25 protein-coding genes are annotated in these 25,182 nt (G+C 68.0%); 7 read left to right on the forward strand and 18 right to left on the reverse strand.

Features of this window, described 5'->3' with window-relative positions; translation table 11 throughout:
• Positions 1-250: 250 nt before the first annotated feature.
• Positions 251-1,102, reverse strand: coding sequence for an SDR family oxidoreductase (locus BHE97_RS11970; protein ID WP_087624274.1), 852 nt, complete (start codon positions 1,100-1,102; stop codon positions 251-253).
• 42 nt (positions 1,103-1,144) lie between these two features.
• Here BHE97_RS11970 and BHE97_RS11975 point away from each other — a divergent pair, with 42 nt between their 5' ends.
• Complete coding sequence (locus BHE97_RS11975) at positions 1,145-1,942, forward strand: aminoglycoside adenylyltransferase domain-containing protein (protein ID WP_087624275.1); 798 nt, start codon at positions 1,145-1,147, stop codon at positions 1,940-1,942.
• On the opposite strand, the gene BHE97_RS11980 is transcribed toward BHE97_RS11975, so the two are convergent.
• Positions 1,939-2,772, reverse strand: a complete 834-nt coding sequence (locus BHE97_RS11980; protein WP_087624276.1) for an alpha/beta hydrolase — start codon at positions 2,770-2,772, stop codon at positions 1,939-1,941. The genes BHE97_RS11975 and BHE97_RS11980 overlap by 4 nt on opposite strands.
• A 142-nt stretch (positions 2,773-2,914) precedes the next feature.
• Between BHE97_RS11980 and BHE97_RS11985 the strand changes: the two genes are divergently transcribed.
• The gene (locus BHE97_RS11985) at positions 2,915-4,822 is read left to right on the forward strand and encodes a choice-of-anchor I family protein (protein ID WP_201791426.1); all 1,908 of its coding nucleotides are present in this window, start codon (positions 2,915-2,917) and stop codon (positions 4,820-4,822) included.
• Between the two features lie 66 nt (positions 4,823-4,888).
• Here the strand turns inward: BHE97_RS11985 and BHE97_RS20415 are convergent, their stop codons facing one another.
• From BHE97_RS20415 to BHE97_RS12000, 3 genes are all read right to left on the reverse strand, one after another.
• On the reverse strand, positions 4,889-7,459 hold the full coding sequence (locus tag BHE97_RS20415) for a DEAD/DEAH box helicase family protein (protein ID WP_201791431.1): 2,571 nt from the start codon (positions 7,457-7,459) through the stop codon (positions 4,889-4,891).
• Positions 7,456-8,646, reverse strand: coding sequence for an acyl-CoA dehydrogenase family protein (locus BHE97_RS11995; RefSeq protein WP_087624278.1), 1,191 nt, complete (start codon positions 8,644-8,646; stop codon positions 7,456-7,458). Before BHE97_RS11995 ends, BHE97_RS20415 begins: the two co-directional genes overlap by 4 nt.
• Before the next feature lie 186 nt (positions 8,647-8,832).
• Entirely contained in the window at positions 8,833-9,708 is an 876-nt protein-coding gene (locus BHE97_RS12000) for a DMT family transporter (RefSeq protein ID WP_087624356.1), read from the reverse strand.
• Between the two features lie 88 nt (positions 9,709-9,796).
• Here BHE97_RS12000 and BHE97_RS12005 point away from each other — a divergent pair, with 88 nt between their 5' ends.
• The 4 genes from BHE97_RS12005 to tatB all read left to right on the forward strand — a co-directional run bounded on the left by BHE97_RS12005 (position 9,797) and on the right by tatB (position 13,259).
• A complete protein-coding gene (locus tag BHE97_RS12005; RefSeq protein WP_170931392.1) occupies positions 9,797-11,059 on the forward strand; it encodes a CBS domain-containing protein in 1,263 nt (420 codons plus the stop codon).
• Positions 11,056-11,562, forward strand: coding sequence for a DUF1003 domain-containing protein (locus BHE97_RS12010; protein WP_201791427.1), 507 nt, complete (start codon positions 11,056-11,058; stop codon positions 11,560-11,562). The genes BHE97_RS12005 and BHE97_RS12010 overlap by 4 nt, the downstream gene beginning before the upstream one ends.
• Before the next feature lie 228 nt (positions 11,563-11,790).
• A complete protein-coding gene (locus BHE97_RS12015) occupies positions 11,791-12,933 on the forward strand; it encodes an Mrp/NBP35 family ATP-binding protein (RefSeq protein ID WP_087624280.1) in 1,143 nt (380 codons plus the stop codon).
• A gap of 26 nt (positions 12,934-12,959) precedes the next feature.
• Entirely contained in the window at positions 12,960-13,259 is a 300-nt protein-coding gene (tatB, locus tag BHE97_RS12020; protein ID WP_236757668.1) for a Sec-independent protein translocase protein TatB, read from the forward strand.
• A 152-nt stretch (positions 13,260-13,411) separates the two neighbouring features.
• Here the strand turns inward: tatB and glsA are convergent, their stop codons facing one another.
• A complete protein-coding gene (gene glsA / locus BHE97_RS12025; RefSeq protein WP_087624282.1) occupies positions 13,412-14,572 on the reverse strand; it encodes a glutaminase A in 1,161 nt (386 codons plus the stop codon).
• 9 nt (positions 14,573-14,581) lie between these two features.
• Complete coding sequence (sigE, locus tag BHE97_RS12030) at positions 14,582-15,133, reverse strand: RNA polymerase sigma factor SigE (RefSeq protein ID WP_087624283.1); 552 nt, start codon at positions 15,131-15,133, stop codon at positions 14,582-14,584.
• Between the two features lie 327 nt (positions 15,134-15,460).
• Here sigE and BHE97_RS12035 point away from each other — a divergent pair, with 327 nt between their 5' ends.
• A complete protein-coding gene (locus BHE97_RS12035; RefSeq protein WP_236757669.1) occupies positions 15,461-15,988 on the forward strand; it encodes an O-methyltransferase in 528 nt (175 codons plus the stop codon).
• A gap of 7 nt (positions 15,989-15,995) precedes the next feature.
• Here the strand turns inward: BHE97_RS12035 and BHE97_RS12040 are convergent, their stop codons facing one another.
• The 11 genes from BHE97_RS12040 to BHE97_RS12090 form a co-directional block, all read right to left on the reverse strand.
• Positions 15,996-16,337 carry a hypothetical protein gene (locus tag BHE97_RS12040; protein ID WP_087624285.1) on the reverse strand — a complete coding sequence of 114 codons (342 nt, stop codon included), beginning with the start codon at positions 16,335-16,337 and terminating at the stop codon, positions 15,996-15,998.
• A 6-nt stretch (positions 16,338-16,343) separates the two neighbouring features.
• Entirely contained in the window at positions 16,344-16,505 is a 162-nt protein-coding gene (locus BHE97_RS12045) for a DUF3117 domain-containing protein (protein WP_170931393.1), read from the reverse strand.
• A 116-nt stretch (positions 16,506-16,621) separates the two neighbouring features.
• Complete coding sequence (locus BHE97_RS12050) at positions 16,622-17,161, reverse strand: DNA-3-methyladenine glycosylase I (protein WP_087624287.1); 540 nt, start codon at positions 17,159-17,161, stop codon at positions 16,622-16,624.
• Positions 17,161-17,892 carry a TIGR00730 family Rossman fold protein gene (locus tag BHE97_RS12055; protein WP_087624288.1) on the reverse strand — a complete coding sequence of 244 codons (732 nt, stop codon included), beginning with the start codon at positions 17,890-17,892 and terminating at the stop codon, positions 17,161-17,163. Before BHE97_RS12055 ends, BHE97_RS12050 begins: the two co-directional genes overlap by 1 nt.
• Positions 17,889-18,950, reverse strand: a complete 1,062-nt coding sequence (gene dapE, locus BHE97_RS12060) for a succinyl-diaminopimelate desuccinylase (RefSeq protein ID WP_087624289.1) — start codon at positions 18,948-18,950, stop codon at positions 17,889-17,891. Before dapE ends, BHE97_RS12055 begins: the two co-directional genes overlap by 4 nt.
• A 59-nt stretch (positions 18,951-19,009) precedes the next feature.
• Complete coding sequence (gene rdgB / locus BHE97_RS12065; protein ID WP_087624290.1) at positions 19,010-19,615, reverse strand: RdgB/HAM1 family non-canonical purine NTP pyrophosphatase; 606 nt, start codon at positions 19,613-19,615, stop codon at positions 19,010-19,012.
• The gene (rph, locus tag BHE97_RS12070) at positions 19,612-20,331 is read right to left on the reverse strand and encodes a ribonuclease PH (RefSeq protein ID WP_087624291.1); all 720 of its coding nucleotides are present in this window, start codon (positions 20,329-20,331) and stop codon (positions 19,612-19,614) included. Before rph ends, rdgB begins: the two co-directional genes overlap by 4 nt.
• Before the next feature lie 127 nt (positions 20,332-20,458).
• On the reverse strand, positions 20,459-21,286 hold the full coding sequence (locus BHE97_RS12075) for a hypothetical protein (protein WP_087624292.1): 828 nt from the start codon (positions 21,284-21,286) through the stop codon (positions 20,459-20,461).
• A gap of 275 nt (positions 21,287-21,561) precedes the next feature.
• A complete protein-coding gene (locus BHE97_RS12080) occupies positions 21,562-22,566 on the reverse strand; it encodes an ABC transporter ATP-binding protein (RefSeq protein ID WP_087624293.1) in 1,005 nt (334 codons plus the stop codon).
• Position 22,567: 1 nt separating this feature from the next.
• On the reverse strand, positions 22,568-24,088 hold the full coding sequence (locus tag BHE97_RS12085; protein WP_140400132.1) for an iron ABC transporter permease: 1,521 nt from the start codon (positions 24,086-24,088) through the stop codon (positions 22,568-22,570).
• A gap of 5 nt (positions 24,089-24,093) precedes the next feature.
• The gene (locus BHE97_RS12090) at positions 24,094-25,149 is read right to left on the reverse strand and encodes an extracellular solute-binding protein (protein ID WP_087624295.1); all 1,056 of its coding nucleotides are present in this window, start codon (positions 25,147-25,149) and stop codon (positions 24,094-24,096) included.
• Positions 25,150-25,182: the final 33 nt, after the last annotated feature.

Genomic DNA, 25,182 nt, shown 5'->3' on the forward strand with positions numbered 1-25,182 from the left:
AGGAGGCAGTGGTGTCTGTCGCGGAACTCGTGGGTCGTGGGTCGACCATCAGTGTCCCGGTGTGTACTGCCCGGTACTCCATCGCGGCTATGCCCCTGGTGCGATGACTCCATTTCTGGGGCACAAGCCGATCAGATTCGTCAGGTCGGGCGGCCATCCAGTGGTGGGCAAATTCGCCCACGAAAGCGGCGGTCCGAGGGCGAATTTGCACCACTCGGCGGGGCGGTGAGACGCGCACCGCTCAACGCGCTCAAGAGGCGCCAGGCCCACCGCCGCCTCGAGGGCGCCAGCGGCCGAAGCCCCCTTCGGTATTGATCGTCTGGCCGACGATCCAGCGGGCCTCATCGGTCAACAGCCAGGCGATCAAACGGGCGGGATCGTCGGGCTCACCGAAGCGGCCGAAGGGGAACATCGGCTTGACCATTCGCATCATGTCCTCGGTGAGGTAGCCAGTGTCGACGGGACCAGGATTGACCGTGTTCACCCGGATGCCGCGATCGGCCAACTGATCCGCGATGGTCGTGGTGACGCCGGCGAGCGCTGCCTTGGCCGCCGCGTAGGCCACCTCGCCGGGCATGGGCCCAAGTCCCTGCCCCGATGTCAGGAAGACGATCGAAGCAGGTGTTCCATCCTCGTGTCGCGCGGCGAAGGCTTGTGCCAGCAGGATCGACGCCCGCGCGTCCACAGCCCAATGGCGGTCGAGCTCGACTGCCGTCAGTTCGCCGAGAGCACCGTCCGAACCGCTGAGCGCCTGATTGCACACCAGCGCGTCCAGCCGGCCGAACTCCCCCGCGGCAGCTTCGATCACCCGCTCAGGCGTGTCAGCCTCCGCGAGATCGGCGTGCAGGTCAACCACCCGAGCATCACCGACGAGGTGACGGCGCACGCCGTCGAGTACGAGGGCCAGATCATCGGAGCCCCATGGCTGCTCATCGTCGTGAGGCGAGAAATGGTGGCAGAGGATGCTCGCGCCATAGGCGGCGAGCCGGCAGGCGAGCGCATAGCCGATCCCCCCACGTCGGCTCACCCCGGTGACGACCACGGATCGACCACGAAGAGGCAAGGGGTCGCGGGCCAGGTCACTCGTGTACGCGGGCTGCATGAGCCCAGTAGAGCAGACGGCGATCGACTACCGTGTCGAGGAATGGAGCCGCCCGTAGACGCTGCCGTCGAGCGGCTGATCGCACCCGTCGTCGACCATGTGTGCCGACATGACCCTGGGGCCCTGGCGGGCTTCTACCTCTACGGATCAGCTGTCACCCGGTTGAATCCCGACAGCGATATCGATCTCCTGTTGCTCACCCACCGCTCGCTCACGTCCGGGGAACGCGCCGCGATCATAGGAATTCTCCTGGAAGTCTCCGGTTGGCACGACCACGCGGAGCGCTTCCCCGAGGCCGCCGACAGACGTCCGATCGAGCTCACCAGCGTCGTTCTCGGTGACGTCTCCTCTTGGCCCGAGTGGCCGACGCGCGACTTCCAGTACGGCGAGTGGATGCGTGCCGAGTTCGTCGAGGGAGGGCTCTCGCCGCCGGCGAGGGACCACGACGTGGTCACCCTGCTAGCCACCGCCCAGGCCGAACATCGCGCATTGATCGGTCCAGCCCTGTCAGATCTCGTCGCGGCGGTCCCCCGCGGCGCGCTGCGCGATGCGGTCCTGGCCGGCATCCCCGACTTGCTCGATGACATCGCCGGCGACGAGCGCAACACCCTGTTGACCCTCGCCCGCGCCGTCGTGACGATCCGCGACGGACGGATCGTCGCCAAGGACGTCGCAGCCGAGGAGGTGATCGAGCATCTCGATGGGCACGGCCGATCACTGCTCGCCTGGGCACGAGACGGCTACCGCGGCATCGTGGTCGACGACTGGAGCGATCGCACTGCCGAAGCTCACGCGCTGGCACACCGCCTCGCCGAACTCGCGGGCAGCCTCGACGACTAACGACCGTCCTGGACGAAGTCCACGATGAGCTCGGCGAGCAGCTCGGGTCGGTCCTCTGCCACGAGTGTGGCCGTGCCCTCGACGACCTCCAGACGAGAATCGGGGTAGAGCGCCTCGAGCCGCGGGCCGTGGGCGGCGGGCATCAGCCGGTCCTCGGCGGCCCAGACGATCAGCACAGGCCTGGTGAAAGACCTCCACTGCTGTGAAAGCCGGAGCAACTCGGCACGAGACGGGTTGCCCGTCGCGAAGGCGACGAAGTCGCGGCGGATCCGCCGATCCACCGTCGCCGGACGGAACCAGTCGACGATCAGCTCATCGGGCAGACCGACGACAGACATGCCGCCGTAGCCCCGCTCCATCTGCCGGAAGGCCCGCAGGGCCATCAACCGCAACAGCAACCAGAAGCCGCCGGGAATCCTGCCCGCGATGTTCATGATCTTCGCCGACCCGGGAGGGAAGTTGTCGAAAGCCTCGCAGGCCACCAGCACCAGACGGCCGATGCGATCGGTCCGGCCGTCGTTGATGAGGAACTGGCCCCCACCCCAGTCATTCAGCACGAGGGTGACGTCGTCGAGTTCGAGCGCGTCGAGGAAGTCCCCGAGGATACGTGCGACGCCTCGTTGCGACAGGTCCGCACCGGGACGCATCGGCAGGCGATGGCCTCCGAGCGGCAAAGTGGGCGCGACGACCCGCAACCCCGACAGCCGCGGGATGACCTTGCGCCAGATCCGATGATCCATCGGAACTCCATGACAGAGCACGACGACAGGCCCTTCTCCGCCGGTGTCCTCAAAGGCAAGGGGTCCGGCCTCCAGCTCGACGAACGGCATCGCAGCACCTCATCGGCCCTTCCCTGCGTCGCCCACCATCCTCGCAGGGACAGCTCCGGCATGGAAGGCTTCGCGTCACCTCCATCTCGTGTTCACCCGGACGCCGCCCACTCGTCGTCGCTCATCCCTAACGTCTCGCCACGTGCATCGACACTTTCTCTCCCTGACCGCCGCAGCGACCATCGTCCTCGGAGCCTCGGTCACCGCGGCCGCGACCACCACGTTCCCCGCCGATACCGATCCGACCGGATCGCTGACCCCGCTCGGCACGCATCACACCGGCCAGTTCGACGAGAGCGCCGCGGAGATCGTGGCCTTCCACGCCGGTACACAGCGCGCCTTCGTGGTCAACGCGTTATCCGGTCAGATCGACGTGCTCGACGCCTCGGACCCGGCCTCACCGTCGCAGGTCGGCACCATCGCGGCACCGCAGGGCGTCGTGAACTCCCTGTCCGTCCGTGACGACGGTCTGGTGGTCGCGGCGATCGAAGCACCCGTCAAGACCGACCCAGGGCAGCTGCTGTTCGCCGACGCCGTCACGCTCGGCAATCTCGGCACGGTCGAGGTCGGTGCGCAACCGGACATGGTCAGCGTGTCCCCCGACGGCGCATTCGCGGTCTCGGCGAACGAGGGTGAACCCGCCGACGACTACGGCGTCGACCCGGAGGGCTCGGTCAGTGTCGTCTCGCTGTCGGACACGGTGAGCGCTCCCCCGCAGCAGGCCGTTCGCACGGCCACCTTCCACGAATGGGAGGCGGACGGCCCCCGCGATCTGCCCGAGGACGTACGCATCTTCGGGCCCGAGGTCGATACCGAGTTCCCGATCTCCACGAATCTCGAACCCGAGTACGTAGCCATCGAGGACGGCACGGCATACGTCACGCTGCAGGAGAACAATGCCGTGGCCGTCGTGGACCTGGCGAGCTCGCAGGTGACGGACATCTGGCCCCTCGGCTTCAAGGACCACAGTCAGCCCGGGCAGGGGTTCGACGCCTCCGACCGCGATGGCGCCATCGACATCGCTCCCCGTCCGGTGCTCGGTATGTACCAGCCCGACGGCATCGCTTCCTACACCACCGGCGGCCAGACCTATCTGGTGACCGCGAATGAGGGTGACGCCCGCGAATGGGGCGACTACGCCGAAGCCGTCCGCGTCAGGGATCTCGGCACGGAGGACAATCCGCCGATCTGCTCGGACTCTCCAGCCGCCGGTCTCACCGGTGATGCCGATCTCGGACGGTTGAACATCACCCTCGAGAACGGGCTACGCGCCGACGGCACCTGCTATGAGCAGCTCTACTCCTTCGGCAGCCGCTCATTCTCGATCTGGACCCCCGGCGGCGAGCTCGTCTTCGACTCGGGCGACGAGTTCGAGCGCATCGTGGCCGCGGCGCTGCCCGAGCACTTCAACTCCAACCACTCCGAGTCGAACTTCGACGGCCGCAGCGACGACAAGGGGCCCGAACCGGAGAACCTGGCCATCGGGCAGGTCGGTGACCGGACGTACGCCTTCATCGGCTTCGAGCGCGTCGGAGGGGTGATCGTCTACGACATCACCGATCCGACCGCACCAGAATTCGTCCGCTACACCAATGAGCGTGACTTCTCCGTCTCGGCCGAGCAGGAGATCGACGGCGGGGCCGATCCCGCGGAGGTGCTGCGCCGAGCCGGTGACCTCGGACCCGAGGGCATCGCCTTCGTCGACGCGGGTGACTCCCCTATCGACCAGCCGCTCGTCATCACGGGCAACGAGGTCTCGGGCACCACGACCTTCTTCGCCGTGACCACCGAAAACGACGGTGGGGCCGGCCCCGGCCCTGAGCCGACCGAGCCGGCACCGACCGAGCCTGTTCCCACCGAGCCTCAGCCGACACAGCCCGGGCCCGAGGAGACGGGGCAGCCGGACCGCAATGAGGCAGCTCGGCCCGATCGCGATCTGCCGGGCACCGGATCCCCGGTCTCGCCATGGTGGTTCGCCCTCGGCGCTGCTCTGCTCTCCGGCGGTGGGCTGCTTACCTGGAGACGCCTGAGCTCGGGAGCCTCTCGTTGAGTGTGACGTTGGGGCGGTGAAAACGCCGTCTCAGCCGTCCAAACGTCACACTCAGCGAGAGGGAGGTCAGGACCAGGCGGAACGCACGAGGGTGTGGACGGCGGCCGGGGCAAGACCCGCGCTGGCCGCCAGCGCCGCCTCCCCCTCGGGCGAGTCCACGGCATAGAGCGTCGAGCGCCCGAACCAACGCGCCCAGCTCTGGGCGAAGGCCTCCCGCCGGTCGCGACGCCGGGCGAACTCGCCGGGCACCGCATACCACGTACGACCGATCGGGCGAGCCCTCCCGAACAACACCGCCCACCCGGTGCCCACATCGGCGGGCGGCGCGAGCTGGCGGGCCACCAGATAGCGAGGGACGCTGATCGGGGCAAGCAACTCCTCCAAGGCCTGCGCGAAGATCCCGTCCTCAGACTCGTCACGCAGAGAGAAGCGGTACGCGCCCATCGCATCGATCAAGACCTCGACTCCGGAGGCGCCGGGCTCGTACAGCCCGGCGAGGGCGAGCGCATCGGCTACGACATATGCATGCCCCACCATCCCGACCTCCCGCGCGGTCTCTCGGGCGGCGCGCCACGGACGCCGCCTCACTCCCTCGCCCTCGATGCCCTGCTCACCCATCCGGGCCCAGGGCGGAACCGGAACCGCCCGCGGAGGATCGGCCATTAGCACCGACACTTCCCGGTCGGGGACGACACGGAGCACCGTGCGGGACCGGTCCTCATAAGGCTCGCCCACGCGCCAACGCCCCGCGATCACCTCCCGCTCCTGTGCACGGACCGCCATCGCGTCGTTGATCGTGGCCAGCTCACCGAGCTCCGGCGGCGTATAGGGCGAGAACCGGGAATCCACATGGGGCACTCCCGAGACGATCTGCCCGTCGTCGTCAACCCCGAAGTAGCCATCGTGCTTGCGCACGAAGCGGCGCCAGTCGCTGTCCCCACCGGGATGATCATGCGCGACGCACACGACGCTCCAGGTGAGCGCCACCTTCCGACTCCACGCCGGATCGATGCGCAAGGCCCGGCCCCGGGTCTGGATGACCGCGGAACTCGTGCTGGCCGTCGACAGATCGATCAAGGTGGTGACCTGCTGCGCGTCCCATCCCTCGCCCAGCAGCGCCCGGGTCCCGACCAGCACCTGGCAGCCTCCCTCGCCGAAGAAGTCCGTCACCAGCGGCACCCACCGCCGGCTGGTCCAGGATCCGACGAGCTCGACCAGGTCGGACGCACCCTCGATCTCCCTGGCCTCGAGGCGGTCGGCGATCTCCGGTTGCCGCGTCGTGATGTAGTCCTGCAGGCGCTCGACGACTGCGGGCCGCGCGGCGACCGTACGGCCGGTCATCAGCACCGCTTCGACGGGCGATTCCGCGAGCCCCGCCATCACCTCGAAGGCCGACCCGTGCTCAGCCGGCGCCCCCAGCGACTCCGCCGAGGTCGCACTCGCCCGCTCGAAGTCACACACCACCACGGCCCGCAACCGGTCCCCCAGCGCCACCCGCTCGATCCCCACTATCTCTGCGGCGGCGCGCATCTTGCTCACACTCCGGCTCAGCACCCGGTCCACCCGCGACTGCGCCGGGCGCGAGACCCCACGGCGTGAAGCCTGCAGACCGATGCCGGGCAATGCGGCCCGCAGGTCATCGATCACCGCCTCATCGATCGGATCATCGCTGTGCCGGAGGCAGCCGCCGACCCAGTCATCGAGAAGCACGGCCCAGTCATCGGTGGACAGCGGCACCCGGTGCTCCTCGGTGAGACGGGCACCGTCGGGGAGGGCGAGCAGGCCCGCGTGCACGAGACGCAGGGCCGACCGCGCCAGCTCGGGCTCCTCGCGCGCGAAGCCGTTCCAGTCGGCCGGATGTTCGCCGAATCGGCGGTCACACCACATCAGGAGCGATGTCGTGCCGTAGTCCGGGTCCAGCAGCTCGGTGGTCAATTCCGCGAACCGTCTGGAGGAATCGTCCAACCACCATTCCTCGTCGGCATCGGGTGTGGTGAGCCACGCCAGCTCCACGAAGGGTGCGAGGTCGCCCTCCCGCACCGCGGCCGGGATCGACGCGGTGTAGACGATGTCGCCGAAGAGCTCTTCGACCTGCGCGGCCTGCCGCCGGGACAGGGTGCTCGGCGGAGTCGCGGTGAGACCGAGGACCTGCGCCTCAGGCATCTGGGCCAGCACCTCGGCGAGCAGCGCACCCCAGGTCTCCAGCAGGTGATGGCACTCGTCCAATACGACCGTCACCGGACCGGCGGCATGAAGTGCGGACACGAGCGCCTTGCCGTTCTCGTGCAACCGGTCGACGAGCCGGACTTCGTCCCCGCTCAGTTCGTCGGAGTCGAAGCTCGCCAGCGACTGATAGGTGAGCGCGGTGAACGGCGCGCCGAGATCACGCGCCGTCGACGCCGGTCGTGAGTCGTAGCGCTCCCACGTCCGCGCCCACTGACCCTGGATGGCGGTATTGGGACAGAAGACGACAGCCGGCTGTTCCAGCTCTCGGAGGAACTCCATCCCGAGCACTGTCTTGCCCGCGCCCGGCGGGAGCGAGACCCAGAGACGGCGACGGCCCTCGCGGCACTGATCAGTCAGCGCCGCGAGGGCCTCGCGCTGGAAGCGCCGTAGCCGGTAAGGCCGTGTGCTCAGAGCTTGTAGTCCTTGAGCAGGCTGCGGCCGATGATCATCTTCTGGATATCGGAGGTGCCCTCACCGATCAGCATGAACGCCGCTTCTCGGTACAACCGCTCGATCTCGTACTCCTTGGAGTAGCCGTAGCCGCCGTGGATACGGAACGACGCCTCCACGACCTCATTGCAGTACTCGCTCGCGACCATCTTGGCCATCCCGGCCTCGACATCCATCCGCTCGCCGGCGTCCTTGAGGCGCGCCGCCCGGACGACCATCGAATGAGCGGTCTCGACTTTGGTCGCCATCTCCGCGATCCGGAACAGCACCGCCTGATGCTGTGCGATCGGCTTGCCGAAGGTCTCACGCTGCTGCGCGTACGCCACGCCCAACTCGAAGGCGCGATTCGCGATGCCCACCGCACGAGCGCCCACGTTGACGCGACCGACCTCGACACCGTCCATCATCTGGTAGAAGCCCTTGCCCGGCTCCCCACCGAGGATCTGGTCCGCACCGATCTTGTGCTTCTCCAGGATCATCTCGGTCGTGTCGATGCCCTTATAGCCCATCTTGTCGATCTTGCCCGGGATCGTGATCCCCTGAGCAGTCTCACCGAAGCCGGGCTCCTTCTCGATCAGGAAGGTCGTCATGTTCCGGTAGACGCTGTCGGCGCCCTCATCGGTCTTGCACAGCACCGCGACGAGATTCGATGAGCCGCCATTGGTCAGCCACATCTTCTGACCGGTGATCTCATAGCCGCCGTCGACCTTCGTCGCCTTGGTCGACACCGCCGAGACATCCGAGCCCAGCGACGGCTCGGACATGCTGAACGCGCCGCGCACCTCGCCCGTCGCCATCCTCGGCAGGTACTTCTGCTTCTGCTCGTCGGTGCCGTGCTGCATCAGCATGTACGCCACGATGAAGTGGGTGTTGATCACACCGGAGACGCTCATCCAGCCACGCGCGATCTCCTCTACCACCAGCGCATAGGTCAGCAGGGACTCGCCCAGGCCGCCGTACTCCTCAGGGATCATCAGACCGAAGATGCCCAGTTCCTTGAGCCCCTCAACGATCTCGGTCGGGTACTCGTCGGCGTGCTCCAGATCCGTGGCGACCGGCAGGATCTCCTTCTCCACGAACTGCCGGACGAGCTTGAGGATCTCCTCCTGCTCATCGGTCAGGCCTTCGGTACGGACAAGACGACCCATGGGGATCCTCCTCAGTGTCAGGTGTGATCGACGCGACTGTACCGCGAATGGCAGTCCCGGTGACCGGCGAGTAGCGTGTTCCGCCTCACGCCTCTCCACCCGGACCGAGATTTGCTCCCGGTTCGTCGATCACGGCAGCTCTCGGTGGACGAATAGGGAGCAAATCTCGGTTCTACGCTCGCTCGCTCATGCCGGTGCTGTCGGCGGCACCCGTCTGCCCTGCGCGGAGATGACGACCACCAGTCCGCCGAGAATGAGCGCCAGCCCGATATAGGTGCCCCACGGCAATGCCTCACCGAGGAAGACGGCCGCGAGCATCGCCGCGGTCGGCACTTCGAGGAGCAGCGCCAAGGAGATCACCACCGGCGTCATCACCGCCAGCAGATGGTTGATGATCGAGTGGCCGAGGAACTGCGCGCAGAGCACCACGCCGGCGATGAGCCACCAGTCGCGCCCCGAGATCCCGGTCAATCCCACGCCGAGGACCACGCAGAGCGCGGCGGTCGTCACCGAGCACACCCCGTAGACGCAGAAGGTATACGTCGTGGTGCTCATGCTGGCTCGCGCTCGACCGCCGGCGACGACGTAGAGGGCCGCGAACAGCCCTCCCGCGAGCGCCAGCGCATCACCGATCAGCGCATCGCGCGAGACACCGAGGTCGACACCGGTGATCGCGAGTACTCCGGCGATCGCCAGCGCGCACCCGACGAGGACGACCGGCGCGGTGCGGGTGCCCCGGAACGCCTCGATCACCACCACCCAGAGCACCTGCATGGAGACCAGCGCGATCGCGGCGGCCACGGACGTCAGCTTGAGCGCGGCGATCCACGTTGCGAAGTGCCCGGCCAGCATCACGCCGGCGAACACCACGAGTCCCCACCGCCGGCGTCCCAGGCGCGCGAGATCACGGCGTCCGGCCGTCAGCGCGAAGGGGGCCAACAAGGCCGTCGCCGCCGCATTGCGCCAGAAGGCGATGGCCAGCGCCGGTGCCGCGATGGCCGCCATGAGCGGTCCCGAGGCGGAGACGCCGAGGATCGCCACGGCCAGCAGGAAGACGCTCACGGGAACAGTCTCCCGGGCGCGCACGCAGCAACGGCCCCCGGCTCCTTCGCATCGCCGTCCATCGGGTCCGAACCACTAGAGTTCTACCGTGAGTACGACCACCGGACGCATCTTCCTGTCCCGCATCGTCGGGCAGGCCGTCTTCGACCCCGTGGGCGACCAGGTCGGCAAGCTCCGCGACGTCGTCCTGGCGGTCCGCAGTGCCCGTCAACGACCTCGCGTCCTCGGTCTCGTCGTCGAGATCCTGGGCCGGCGACGCGTGTTCCTGCCGATCATGCGGGTCACGTCGATGGACTCCGGGCAGATCATCACCACCGGTGTCCTGAACCTGCGTCGCTTCGAGCAGCGCCGCACCGAGACCCTCGCCGTGCATGAGCTGTTCGACCGCACGGTCTCCTTCGGGGAGGGTCTCGAGGGAACGGTCTACGATCTGGCGATCGAGTCCGATCCGCGACGGGACTGGTATGTGTCGGACGTCGCGGTGCAGGAGAAAGGCAAGCGTTTCAGCCGTCGTGGCGCGAGCCACGTGCTGGAGTGGGACGAGGTGAGCGGCCTCGCGCAGGACGAGACCGGCCAGGGCGCGACGCATCTGCTGGCGACCATGGACGAGATGCGGCCGGCCGACCTCGCGAGTGCCCTGCGCGACCTCACCCCCAAGCGCCGGCTCGAGATCGTCGCCGAACTCGGGGACGAGCGCTTGGCCGATGTCCTGGAGGAGATGCCCGACACCTTCCAGGCCGAGATTCTCGGCGTGCTCGACCCCGAACGCGGTGCCGATGTCCTCGGGGAGATGAGCCCGGACGATGCTGCCGACCTCCTCGGTGGCCTGCCCGCCCAGACCGCCGAGCAGCTGTTGTTCCTCATGGAGCCCGATGACGCCGACGATGTCCGGCGTCTCATGGAGTATGAGGACCGCACGGCCGGCGGAATGATGACCACGGAGCCGGTGGTGCTGCTGCCGGACGCGACCATCGCCGAGGCGCTCGCGTTGATCCGCGAGCCCGAGCTTCCGCCGGCGCTCGCCGCGATGATCTACGTGTGCCGTCCGCCTGTGGAGACGCCCACGGGCAGATTCCTGGGCGTGGTGCACTTCCAGGCACTGCTGCGGGAACCGCCCTCGACCCTCGTGGGAGCGATCGTCGACAATGACATCGACTGGCCCCGTCCCGAGACCTCGCTGGCCCAGGTCTCGAGCCTGCTGGCCGCCTACGACATGGTCGCACTCCCGGTCGTCGATGAGAATCAGCATCTGCTCGGGGCGGTGACCATCGACGACGTGCTCGACCATCTGCTGCCCGAGGGATGGCGGGAGCAGGACGACACCGCACTGGAAGGGGGTCTGGTCCGATGACCGAACGAGAGCGCGCGCGCCTGGACCAACCGCGCGACCTTCGCCGAACGCTGCGACCCCGCCGCGATCCGGATCCCGAACGCTTCGGCCGGTTCGCCGAGGGGGCGGCGCGCTTCCTCGGCACAGCGACCTTCATCGCCTGGATGACGATGTTCATCGCGGCCTGGCTGGCGTGGAATATCGTGGCGCCACCGTCCTGGCGGTTCGACCCCTATCCGTTCATCTTCCTGACTCTGATGCTGTCCTTGCAGGCCTCCTACGCCGCTCCGCTGATCCTTCTGGCGCAGAACCGGCAGGAGGCGCGGGACCGGATCACCGCCGAACAGGATCGCGACGCCGCGAGCCGTGCGCACGCCGACATGGAGTTCCTCACCCGCGAGGTCGCCAGTCTGCGACTGAGCCTCGGCGAGGTCGCGACCCGCGACTTCCTGCGCGGCGAGCTCCGCTCGCTCGTCGCCGAGATGAAGGAACCCGCGGACGACACCTCCGACGCCCCCCACTGACACCGAGCCCGTTGAGTGTGGGGATACCTCCCTGGGGGCACCTCCCTGCACGGAGCTCTGCGGAGTGCTTGGGGGAGACGAAGCGCAGCGGAGTCCTTGGGGGAACGTTTGGACGGTCGAATCCGGGATTCGACCGTCCAAACGTCCCACTCAACGGGGGCCCGCAGAAGGTGTTCCCGTGGTCAGCGGGGTGTCGGGGCGGTTTCGGGGGCACGTACGATAGGAATCATGGCTGCCGTGACTGAGGACCAGGTCCGCGAGGCGCTCTCCGCCGTCAACGACCCGGAGATCAAGCGTCCCATCACCGAACTCGGGATGGTCGACACGATCACCATCACCGACGAGGCGATCACCGTCCGTCTGCTGCTGACCGTCGCAGGCTGCCCGCTGAAGGACACACTCAACCGTGATGTCACCGCGGCCGTCGCCAAGGCGGCCCCAGCGCACCTCGTCACGGTCGACATGGGCGTCATGACCGAGGAGCAGCGCAAGGCCATGCAGGAGCATCTGCGAGGCGGCCGCGCCGAGCGCGAGATCCCCTTCGCCCAGCCGGGCTCGCTGACCAAGGTCTACGCGATCGCCTCCGGCAAGGGCGGCGTCGGCAAGTCCTCGGTCACCGTCAATCTGGCCCTCGCGATGGCCCGTAGCGGACTCAAGGTCGGCATCGTCGATGCCGACATCTACGGCCACTCGATCCCCGACATGCTCGGCCTGGGTGACCAGCGACCGACGCAGGTCGAGGAGATGATCATGCCCGTTCCCGCGGCGGAGGGCATGAAGGTCATCAGCATCGGCATGCTCAAGCCGCGCAAGGACCAGGTCGTGGCCTGGCGCGGCCCGATGCTCGACCGTGCCCTCGTGCAGATGCTCGCGGATGTCTACTGGGGCGACCTGGACGCCTTGTTCCTCGACCTGCCCCCCGGCACGGGCGACATGGCGATCAGCCTCGGACAGCATCTGCCGGGTGCCGAGGTCATCGTCGTCACCACACCGCAGCAGGCCGCCGCTCAGGTCGCCGAGCGCGCGGGCACGATGGCCTCGATGATGCATCAGCGCGTCGTGGGCGTCATCGAGAACATGTCCTATCTCCAGCTGCCCAGCGGCGAGCGCATGGAGATCTTCGGCTCCGGTGGCGCCGACGAGGTCGCTTCCAAGCTCAGCTCCCGGCTGGGTTATGAGGTCGACGTGCTCGGCCGGGTGCCGCTGGAGGAGAACTTCCGCGAGGGCGGGGACTCCGGCGACCCGATCGTGGGTGCCGATCCCTCGGCCCCCTCCGCCGTAGTGCTGCAGGGCATCGCCGACGCCCTCAGCGGCCGTCAGCGGGGTCTGGCGGGCATGCAGCTCGGGCTGTCCCCCGCCGGCCGGCTGTGATTCGCGGAGCCTGAACCGTGTTCGGGATGGGATGGCCGGAGATCGCGGTCATCCTCATCGTCGCGATGATCGTCTTCGGTCCGGACCGGCTGCCGGAGCTGGCCCGCCAGTCGGCCCGTTTCCTGCGGACCGTCAAGCAGATGGCCGACAATGCCAAGGCGGATCTGCAGCGAGAGGTCGGAGACGACTGGAAGGATCTCGACCCACGTCAGGCAGTGCGCGAGGTGCTCGCCGAACAGGACCGCGATGCCACTCCTCCACCGGTCCCGTCCGCACGGATCCTGCGTCCGGGCGAGATCCCGCCCTTCGACGACGAGGCCACCTGACTCACGCCCGCCTTCCCCACCCTGCTGATGTGGCGGCGGTAGCTCATCAACCTTTCCGTCCCGGGAGAGGTAGACCTTCAACCTTATCGAGCCGTCGTGACGTTGATGACCTACCGCGCCACGAGACACGAGGTTGGTGCCAGCACGGCACGTCACTCCTCTATCGCGGCGTCGAGATCATCGGCCACCCGTCGCAGTACGACGCCACATGACTCGTCGAGCCTCTCAGTGTCTCGCAGATCGAGCGTCAGCCGCGCCGTGGCGGCCTCCTCGCGCATCCGATGGGCCACCTGCGCGGCCGTGCCGAAGTTGATGTGCCCGTGCAGCCGGACGACGGTCGTGTCGTCGCGATGATCGACATCGACCACCGGGGACGAGGTCTCCGGACGATCGGCGAGCATGTGCAGGCCGAAGCGACGCGAGATCTCCTCCAGTGCCCGCACCCCGCGCACGCTGTTGCCGAACCGATCGAGCCGCGGGCTGAAGGCGGCGACACCGAATTCCGACGGATCGACCGCGATCACGCCGCCGGCGACGCCGCTCTTGGCCGGCAGCCCGACCCGCAGCGTCCACCGCCCGGAGGCGTCGTACATGCCGCACGAGGACATCACGGCGACGACGTCGCGGGTCACCTCAGGTGCCAGTGCCTGCTCACCCGTCGCGGGATTTCGTCCCCCGAAGGCCAAGGTCGCGGCCATGGTGGCCACGTCCTTCGCGTCGACCAAGGTCGAGCACTGACGGAAGTAGGTCTCGACGGCCGTGTCGACGCCGCAGTCGAAGGCGCGATAGGAGGCGAGGAGGTGCGCGATGCCACGGTTGCGCTCCCCCGTCTGCGACTCCGAGGTGTAGACGTCCTCGTCGACGCTCAGGTCGCGGCCGGCGCACGCCGACATCAACGACAGCAGACTCGCGGTCTTCTCCTCCACATCGGACCCCGGTGCCATCGCCGTCGTCGCGATCGCACCGGCATTGATCATCGGATTGGCGGGCTTGCCGCTGTCCGGCTCGAGGCTGATCGCGTTGAAGGGCTCACCGCTCGGCTCCACACCGACCCGCTCCAGAACCTCGTCTCGTCCCAGTGTCTGCAAGGCGAGGGCGAAGGCGAAGGGCTTGGAGATCGACTGGATCGTGAAGCGCCGGTCGGCATCGCCCGCTGCGTGGACTTCCCCGTGGGGGGCGACGAGGACGAGGGCGAGCGCATCGGCATCCGCCGATGCGAGCTCAGGGATGTAGTCGGCGACCTCGCCTGACGTGTCCTCGCGCACGTCGTCGAGGACAGTGGTCAGGGCATCGACGATGGGATCACGGCTCATGCCCCATGGTCACACGGTGACCGGACCCAGGAAACGGGTGCGCCCCCTGCGCGGCTCACGATGGGCCAGCGCCTCGCGCAGCTGCCCGCGGCCTCGGTGGATGCGCGATCGCACCGTGCCGAGCTTCACACCCAGCACGTCCGAGATCTCCTCATAGCTGAGGCCCTCGACATCACAGAGGATCACCGCGACGCGGAAGTCGGCCGGCAGGGAGGCGAGCGCCGCCTCGACATCGGGATCGAAGCCGGCATCGTGGACGATCGACTCAGGCAGTACCTCCGCACTCGGCAGTCGCTCCTCGGCATCGTCGAAGAACGGATGTGTCTTCTGCCGCTGCGCCTTGCGCGCCTTGTCCAGGAAGAGATTGGTGGTGATCCGGTGGACCCAGCCGGCGAAGTTGCCCGGCTCATAGGTCTCCAGCGAATTGAACACGCGCACGAAGACATCCTGCATGAGATCCTCGGCGTCCTGGCGATTGCCCGTGAGGCGGTAGGCCAGGCGGTAGACCTGTGCTGAGTGGTCGTGGACGATCGCATCCCACTGCACGGCGTTCGACTCCATGATTAGATCCTCGGCCCCGATGCTGAGAGCACCCCCAAAAACTCCTGACGGTTCGCCCTCACCACTTGTGACGTTCTTCACGACCAGTCTGACACGGCGAGGAGCCTGCTGAACAGTCCTGTCGTCGCGAGCGTCGGATCGGGGCAGGGCTCGCGAGTCCGTACGGCACGGCGGCGGCAGCACGCTAGGCTGAACCACGACAACGGTTCGGACGAGGAGAGCATCATCACCACCGCAGCGAGCCTGGCCTTCGCCGAAGACCTGCATCCCGAGGACGATCACCTGACCGCGGCGCGCGCCCACGGCGAACAACTCGATGCCGTCCCCGTGAGCCCGGGCGCGGGTTCTGCCCTCACCTTCCTCGCAGCCGCGGTCCACGCCAAGGCCGTCGCCGAGATCGGCACTGGCGCGGGTGTCTCAGGGCTCTATCTGCTGCGGGGCATGGCTGCAGACGGCGTGCTGACCTCGGTGGACTTGGAGGCGGAGCACCAGCGGCTCGCACGGGAGGCCTTCGTCGCGGCCGGATTCCCGCCGCAGCGCTACCGACTGATCACCGGCTCCGCCCTCGACGTGCTCCCCCGTCTCATCGACCACGGTTACGACCTGGTCCTCATCGACGGGGACAAGGTCGAATACGGCGAGTACTTTGATGAAGCCCTCCGCCTCATCCGCCCCGGCGGTATGATCATCTTCGACAACGCCCTCTGGCACGACCGGGTGGCCGATCCCTCCCAGCGGGATCCGCAGACCACGGCGATCCGCGAGCTCATCTCCCGGGTCCGGGCCGACGAGACGCTGCGTAGCGTGGTGATCCCGCTCGGAGACGGCCTCCTGGCAGTGCAGGTCGGCTCCTGAGGCGTCGTCAGGACTCGAAACGCGCCGCGGAGCGGAAGCCCGCCGGTCCGCGCACTACCGCGACGACCTCGAAGGGCTCGATCGTGGGGCTGACGCCCAATCGCTCTGTGGCAGGGGCCGTAGCCGCCTTCGCCTCGAAGTCCTGTTGGAAGGCAGCGCGAGCGGCATCGGACACGAAGACATAGGTGCCCTCGAACCACTCCCCTTCCCGCGCACGCCACGTCTTGAAACGCAGGCCCTCGAGACCCGCGAACTTCGCGAAGGATTCCTCCTCCACGTAGCTACGCAGGTCCTCGAGGGACTCGGTACCGGCATCGGCTAGGGACCAGCGGACCGAGAGTCCGAACATCCGGGCTCAGATGGCCTTGAGCTGATCGCCGAGGGTCTCGGCCTCGTCATTGGTGAGCTCGACGACCAGACGTCCGCCGCCCTCGAGCGGGACACGCATGACGATGCAGCGCCCCTCCTTGGTGACCTCCATCGGTCCGTCGCCGGTCCGAGGCTTCATGGCCGCCATGTGTTCCCCTCTCGTCATCAACGTCCGGCGAATGCGCCGGACGTGTCGATCTATTATCGCTCATCTCGACGACGATCGGCGACAGGGTTCGAGAAAATCAGCCGGACCCGCCATCGCTAACGCGCCACACAGTCCACCAGGTGGTCATTGACCATGCCGGTGGCCTGCATGAGGGCATAGGCCGTAGTGGGCCCGACGAAGCGGAACCCGGCACGCTTCAGCGCTCGCGCCATGGCCGCCGACTCCTCGGTCGCGGCGGGGATCTCGCTCATGTCACGGGGTGCGACCGTGACCTCAGGACGGAAGGACCAAAGCAGCGCGTCGAGACCTCCGGCCAGCTCGGTCACGACTCGGGCATTGGCGATCGTCGCCTCGATCTTGCGCCGATTGCGCACGATCGACGCGTCTTCCATCAGCCTCTCGACATCCCGGTCGTCGAAGCTCGCGACGGCCCCCGGGTCGAAGTCCGCGAACGCGGCGCGGAATCCCTCGCGCTTGCGCAGGATGATCGCCCAGCTCAAACCCGATTGGAAGGCTTCGAGGCTGATCCGCTCGAACAACGCCTGCTCACCGTGCAGCTCACGCCCCCACTCCTCATCGTGGTAGGCACGCATGAGCGCATCGGAGCCTTCGGCCCAGGCGCACCGCGTCACCATCAGTCGTTCGCCACGAACCAGCGCACCGCATCCTCGGGATCATCGCAGAGATGGACGCGGTCCAGGTCCTCCTCTGCGATCATCCCGGCGGGCAGCATCGTGTCGCGTAACCAGTCGACGAGTCCACGCCAGTACTCCGAGCCGTAGAGCACTATCGGGAAGGTGGTGATCTTGCCGGTCTGCGAGAGCGTGAGCGCCTCGAAGAGCTCGTCCATCGTGCCGAAACCACCCGGCATGACGATATAACCCTGGGAGTACTTGACGAACATCGTCTTGCGCACGAAGAAGTACCGGAAGTTGATGCCGATATCGACCCAGTCGTTGAGGGTCTGCTCATGGGGCAGCTCGATCCCGAGGCCGACCGAGACTCCACCGCATTCGCTCGCGCCGCGATTGGCAGCCTCCATGATGCCCGGGCCTCCCCCGGTGATGACGCCATAGCCGGCTGCGCACAGACCCTCGGCGATACGCCGGGCCGCGTCGTACATGGGGTCGTCGGGCGAGGTGCGCGCCGAACCGAAGATCGTGACGGAGGCGCCCAGCTCGGCGAGCCCGCCGAATCCCTCGACGAATTCGGACTGGATCCGCATGACGCGCCACGGATCGGTGTGGACCCAGTCATGCGGCCCGCGATGATCCAGCAGTCGCTGGTCGGTCGTGGAGTCCGGCACAGCGTCGCGCCGCAGCCGCATCGGGCCGCGGCGCCATTCGGCCGGTCGTTGCTTGCTCATCGGGTCAACCACCTCGTCAGTCTCGTCTGGACGGCGCGCAGATGCGCGACGGGGACATGTTCATCGGCCTTGTGCGCGAAGGACGGATCGCCGGGACCGTAGTTGACGGCGGGCACGCCGAGCACGGTGAACTTGGCGACATCGGTCCAGCCGTACTTGGGGCCGACATCGCCGCCGACGGCCTCGATGAAGGCGGCGGCCGCGGGGCGATCCAACCCTGGCAGCGCGCCGGGGGCGCTGTCGGTCACCGCCAGGCCGAAACCCTCGAACACCTCCTGCAGGTGGCTGAAGGCGTCGTCCTCGCTGCGGTCGGGGGCGAAGCGGAAGTTCACCGTGACTACGGCCTCGTCGGGGATCACATTGCCGCTCACACCTCCGGCGATGCCTACGGCGTTGAGGCCCTCGCGGTAGAGCAGACCGTCGATCTCGACCTCGCGGGGGGCGTAGGAGGCGAGGGTGTCCAGCACCGGGGAGAGCGCGTGGATCGCATTGCTGCCCATCCACCAGCGTGCGGAATGCGACCGTTCCCCCAGCGTCCGGATCTCGACACGCATCGTGCCCTGGCAACCGGCCTCGACTCCGGCATTCGAGGGCTCCATGAGAATCGCGAAATCGCCCGCGAGCCACTCGGGATGCTCACGGGCCAACCGGCCGAGCCCATTGTGGACCGCGGCGATCTCCTCGGCCTCGTAGAAGACGAAGGTGATATCGCGGACGGGCTCGGCGAGCTCGGCGGCGAGCTTCAGCGCGATCGCGACGCCACCCTTCATATCGCAGGTGCCGAGACCCCACAGTGTGTCGCCCTCCAGGCGCGACGGGAGGTTCCCGTTCTCCGGCACGGTGTCAAGATGCCCGGCGATGACGACGCGCTCGCTACGCCCCAGTGACGTGGAGGCGACGATCGAGTGACCATCTCGCCGCACCCGCAGGTGCGGCAGCTCGCGCAGTGCGCGCTCCACCGCATCGGCGATCTCGGCCTCGTGCAGGCTCTCCGAGGCGATGTCGACGAGCGCTGCGGTGAGGTCGACGACGTCCAGGGACAGGTCCAGTTCAGCCACGCCTCCACCCTAGGGGCTCCCACCGTCAATGGCGGTAGACCGTGCGCCCAGCGCATGGGTCAGCGCAGGTGGTCGGCGATGCGGGGGGCGATGGCCCGCAGCGCGCGGCCACGGTGGCTGATGGCGTCCTTCTCCTCACGGCTCAACTCAGCCGTCGAGATCTCGTGGCCGTCGGCGGCGAAGAGGGGGTCGTAGCCGAAGCCGCCCTCGCCGCGCTCCTCGTGCAGGACGCGGCCGGGCATCTCACCCAGCTCGACGATCTCCACACCCGGCGCACAGAAGGCCATCGCACAACGGAAGGACGCACCCCGGCGCTCATCGGGGACGTCGGCCAGCTGCGCCAGCAGCAGTCTGTTGTTAGCCGCATCGCCACCCTCGGCCTTGGGAACACCGGACCAGCGTGCCGACAGCACGCCGGGCATCCCGTTCAAGGCATCGACGCATATCCCCGAGTCGTCCGCGAGGGAGGGCAGCCCCGTGGCCGCGAGCGCCGCTCGCGCCTTGAGGAGGGCATTGCCCTCGAAGGTGGGCTCGGTCTCGGCGGGCTCGTCGTAGTCCGCGACATCGCGCAACCCGAGCACCTCGACCTCGGGGACGAGGGGCCTGAGGATACGCCGTAGCTCGTCGAGCTTCTTGGCGTTGTTCGACGCCAGCACGACCTTCATCGGGTCAGCGCCTCCCGCTGGAGTGCAGTCACGTCCGAGCAGCCCTTGGCCGCGAGGTCGAGCAGCGCGTCCAGCTCAGCCTTGTCGAAGGGTGCACCCTCGGCGGTTCCCTGTACCTCGACGAAACGGCCATCGCCGGTCATCACGACGTTCATATCCGTCTGCGCACGTACGTCCTCGACATACGGCAGGTCGAGCATCGGCGTGCCGTCGATGATGCCGACGCTCACCGCCGCCACCGAGCCCGTGAGCGCCTCGCCGCTCAGAGCGCCCGCGCGGCCGAGGTGAGCGACCGCATCGGCGAGCGCCACATAGGCTCCCGTGATCGCCGCGGTGCGAGTCCCGCCATCGGCCTGGAGGACATCGCAGTCGAGGGCGATGGTGTTCTCGCCGAGAGCCCCGTAGTCGATCACCGCACGCAACGAGCGGCCGACGAGCCGGCTGATCTCGTGTGTACGACCACCGACCTTGCCCTTGACGGACTCGCGCGGCGACCGCTCGTGGGTCGCCTGCGGCAGCATGGCGTACTCAGCGGTGACCCAGCCGAGTCCCGAGCCCTTGCGCCAGCGCGGCACTCCCTCGGTCGCGCTCGCCGCGCACAGCACCCGGGTGCGCCCGAACTCGACGAGACACGAGCCCTGCGCGTGGTCGAGCCAGTTGCGAGTGATCGTGATGGGGCGGAGCTGATCGGGGGTACGGCCGTCTTCACGCGTCATGTTCCGACCGTATCGGGTCGCTGCGACGATCCCGCGCGGCGGTGGCGGGGATCGACGAAGGCCCCGGACCGGGGTCCGGGGCCTTCGTGCGGAGTCCGTCAGATGACGGGTGTCAGAGAGCTAGTGCTCAGGCACCCGTGTCGACGCGCTCGGGCTTGCGGGGCTGCTCGGGCGCCGGGGCGGGCGTCTCGTCGTCGCCATCCTCGCCGCCTTCGTCGCTGCCCTCGACGACGGTGATGTAGTGCGAGACGGTGCCCTCCTCGCCGCTGGCCACGACACGGAACTGCTGGCCGACGGAGGCGCCGGTGATCGTCAGCACGCCCTCGCCGGCGCCGTTCTCGCCGAGCGTAGCCGAGAAGTCGCCGATCGACTCCTCCTCGCCCGTCTCGGCATTGAAGTACCGGATATCGCCGGTCACGGTCTCATTGGAGTTGAATCCCGCGAACTGCAGCGGCACACCCGCGGCCAGCTCGGCGACGGTCGCCTCGTCCGGGCCGGTGACGGACACACCATCGGTGATGGTCAGCTCGACGAAGGTCGACGCATACTGCGTCTCACCGTTCTCGTCCGTGTACTCGTAACCGGCGCTGGCGGTGTAGACCGGGTAACCGTTGGCATCGGGGGCGACGGGAGGCGTGTCCGCATCGGGCAGGACGGTGCCGGTGAAGGAACCATCCACCTGACGCTCCGCCTGAACGGGCTCGGCGACCAAGCCGCCGCCGTTCTCACCCATGGAGCCGACAGCCAGCTCCACGGCCTCCACACCCTCAGGGACCTCGGTGACGGTGAACTGGACGCCATCGCCCCAGCTGCCGGCCTTGAAGGTCGAGGTCGCGAGCTCGACGACCGGCTCGTCACCCAGCGCCGGAGCTGCGGTGGCCGGGGCCGCGACGAGGCCCAGGCCGAGCGTTGCCGCTCCGGCGAGAGCCACGGCGGTGCGTGTGATGATGCGCATGTGGTCCTTTCGTGCGACCACACGTCACCCGCGTGGCCGAGGGGGCAGAAGAACGAGCCCGGTCATCGAAGGCCGAAGCTCGCCTGCTTAGCCAAACACAAGAAAGGCCGAGCATGCACACCGGGTCCGCATCCTGGAACTCGTCTCCGGACCTCAGGCGGCACGCGTCGCCGAGCAGCAGGTCGACGCGCCGCTGGTGGCGCGCCTGTACTCCACGGGATGGTCGAGAAGGTCTCCGCGATACCGAGTGAGCCGGGCGCGTGGCCCTGAGTCTGTCAGCCCGGGAGCAACCAGCCTTCGCCGGTCACCGTCAGACCGATCGTGGCACCGGCGTCGACTGCGCGACGTGTGTGCACGACGACCTCGTCGGTCTCGCCGTGTAACACCGCCACGACCCGCGTATAGGCGCCACGGAATTCCGTGGAGACGACCTTCGCGGGCGCACCCTCGGCGGACACGTCGAGTTGTTCGGGACGCAGGAGCACCGCGCCACCTTCGCCCGCCACTGGGACACGCCCCAGCACCGTCGTGGCGAACCCCTCGGCCACCTCATGCGCCTCCACGACGACCGAGTCGCCCAGGAAGCGGGCGACACCCGCGTCAATCGGTCGACCATACACGCGCGACGGCGTGTCCTGTTGCACGACGCGGCCGGCCCGCATCACGGCCACGGTGTCACCCATTGCCAACGCCTCGGCCTGGTCGTGCGTGACCAGGATCGCCGTCGCCCCCTCGGCCCGCAGCAGGTCCTTGACCTCCGCCCTCAGCGCCTCGCGCAGATGCGCGTCGAGTGCCGAGAAGGGCTCATCGAGCAGGACGAACGATGGACGCGGGGCCAGCGCACGGGCCAGCGCGACCCGCTGCTGCTGACCGCCGGAGATCTGGTGCGGACGGCGCTTGGCCTCACCGCTCAGTCCCACCAGTTCCAGCATCTCGGCGATGCGAGTGCTGCGCTCCGGGCCGCGTCTGAGGCCGAAACCGATGTTGGCGCTCACGTCCAGATGGGGGAACAGCCCGCCTTCCTGTGGCACGACCGTGATCGACCGACGTTCCGGCGGCGTGTGCACTCGGCCATCGGCGATCACCCGGCCGTCGACCCGGATCTGTCCCGCGGTGATCCGATGATGTCCGGCCAGTGCCCGCAACAACGTCGTCTTGCCGCACCCGCTGGGGCCGAGGACCGCCGCGATGTGGCCCGGATCCACCGTGAAGTCGACGCCGTCGAGGACGCTCTCGCGTCCATAGCCGGCCGTGACCCCCGCAACCTCGAGCGTGCTCATGTCAGTCCTGCCTTCCACTGTGGCGCGACAACAGCAGGGCCGGAACCGCCGCCACGACCATCAGGGTCAGGGCGTAGGCGGAGGCCGCTCCGTAGTCCTGCACGTTCATCAGACCCCACAGTTTCGTCGCCAAGGTGTCGAAGTCCGCCGGCCGCAGGAACAGCGTGGCCGGCAGCTCTTTCATGATCGTCAGCGTCACCAGCAATGCCCCGGCTGCGATGCCCGGCGTAGCGATGCGGCCCGTCGTGCTCCACCAGGCGTGGATCGGCCCACGCCCCAAGGACCGGGCGGTGTCAGTCAGCGTCGGTGGCGCCTGCTCGATCGACGACCGCGCGGCGCCGATCGCCTTGGGCAGGAACATCACCCCATAGGCGAAGATCAGGATGTAGACGGTGTGATACAGGCTTGGGGCGACCCGCAGGGCGAAGAACACGAAGGCCAGGCCCACGACGACCCCCGGCAGCGCGTGTCCGGTGAATCCAGCCGCCTCGATGACGCTCACGACCCGACCTCGATGGCGAGCGGCCAGCGCCCCGATCGGCAGGCACACGAACAGGGCCACGACCGCACCGGCGGCGGCGACACCCAAGGTGGTGCCCGTCGTGGCGAGCCACTCGGACCAGACCAACGGATAGCGGCCGCCCGCGGTAAAGCCGGTCAGCATCGCGTACACCGGGACACCGAAGGCCACGACCGGCACCACCAGCAGACTCGCCATGGCCACGGGGGTGAACACGCCGGCGCGGATACGCGGCGGCGGCACCGGAGCCCCTGAACCCACGCGCCACCGCTCGCCACGGATGCGGACCAGACGCTCCAGCACCACCAGCATGACTGCGAGCGCCACCAGCACCAGCGCCAGGGCGAGGGCCGCGTCGATGCCGAAGAGCGTCCGGAAATTGTCGATGATCGCGTGGGTGAACACCGACAGGCGTAGCGCCGAGACCGCGCCGTACTCCGACAGGACATAGAGGGCCACCAGCAGTCCTCCCGCCGCCGCGGCGGGGGCGATCTGCGGGAGCATCGCCGTGCACCACGCCCGCGCCGGTCGCCGGCCGAGGGAACGGGCGGTCTCGACCACCGAGTGGTCGGCATTGCTGAAAGCGGCGAGCGTCGGAAGGGTCACCAACGGACAGGAAACCGCCGTCAGCACCAGCCAAGACCAGAAGAATCCCCGGATGCCTGGCACCATCGCCATCCATCCGAACGCGGCCACGTAGGACGGGATCGCCAGGGGCAGCGCGGCGAGCACGACGAAGAGCGGGCGAGCGGGGAGCTGGAGCCGGGCCAGCGCCCACGCGGTGGCCACGCCGATGACCATGCAGGAGATCGTCACCGAGCCCACCAGCGCGAGGCTGTTCGTGATCAGGTCGATCGTGCGTGGCCGCAGCACGATCGACCACAGCCGGTCAGTGTCGACCTGCCGAACGCGGACGAGCAGGAAGACCAGCGGTACGGTGGCGATAGCGGCTCCCGCTCCCGCTGCCAAAAGCAGCGGGAGCCGTGGGGATCGTGCGAGCACGGGAATTACAGCAGTCCCACTTCCTGGAGCAATGCCACCGTCGCCTCCAGGTCCGACAGGTCGTTGAGGTCGAACTTCGCGTTGGTATCGATGAAGTCGGTCAACGGCGGCAGACCCTCGGGCGTCGGCGCACCGGCGACGAGCGGGTACTCGAAGCTCGTCTCGGCGAACCATGCCTGCGACTCCTCGCTGAGCAGGAACTCGATGAACGTCAGCGCGGCGGGGTTGTCGCTCAGGGCAGCGACCCCCGTCACGTTGACCATCGAACCCAGGTCGCCGACCGCGGCGATCTTGTTACGTGTGGCCAGATCGTCCAGGCCGTTCTCGGTGCCCGCGGCCCGCTCGTACAGGTAGTAGTGGTTGACCAGACCGATCTCGACCGTACCGGCCTCGACCAGATCAAGGGTGCCACCGTTGTTGCTGGGACGCTCACCCTCGGGCAGGTTGTCGCGCACGGCCTCGAGCCAGACGCGCGTGGCATCCTCACCCTCGACCAGACGCATCGCGGTGACGAAGGCCTGGAAGGTCGCGTTGGTCGGGGGCAGGTCGAAGCGGCCGGCCCACTGCGGATCGGCGAACTCCGCGATCGTGTCGGGCACTTCGGCCTCGTCGATCAGCTCGCTGTTGTGGGCGAAGACCCGGATCCGCCCGGTCAGACCTACCCACGAGCCATCGTCGGAGGTGAATGCCGGGTCGATCTGGCTAGTGATGTTCTCCGGCAGGGTCTGGGTCACGCCCTCGTTGGCCAGCACGCCGAGGCTGCCGGCTTCCTGCGACCAGTAGATGTCGGGCTGGACATTGCCGACGGCGTTCTCCTCCAGGACCTTGGCGACACCGAAGTCGTCGCCGTAGTGGACCTCGACGTCGATCTCGGGGTGGGCCTCCTCGAAGCGATCGACGAGGTCCTCCACGAGTTCCTGGTCGCGGGCGCTGTAGATCACCAGCGATCCCGACTCGTCGGAAGAGTCGTCATCATCGGTGTTGCCGCAGGCACTCAAGCTGAGCGCCATCGCGGCCGCGACGGGCAGCGCGACGAGCGAGCGTCGGCGAAGTCCGAACATGTGGTTTCCCTTTCAGGGGAGAATCAGGGCAGA

This window comes from Aeromicrobium sp. PE09-221 (assembly GCF_002174305.1).
In the GTDB taxonomy this organism is placed as follows: Bacteria; Actinomycetota; Actinomycetes; order Propionibacteriales; family Nocardioidaceae; genus Aeromicrobium.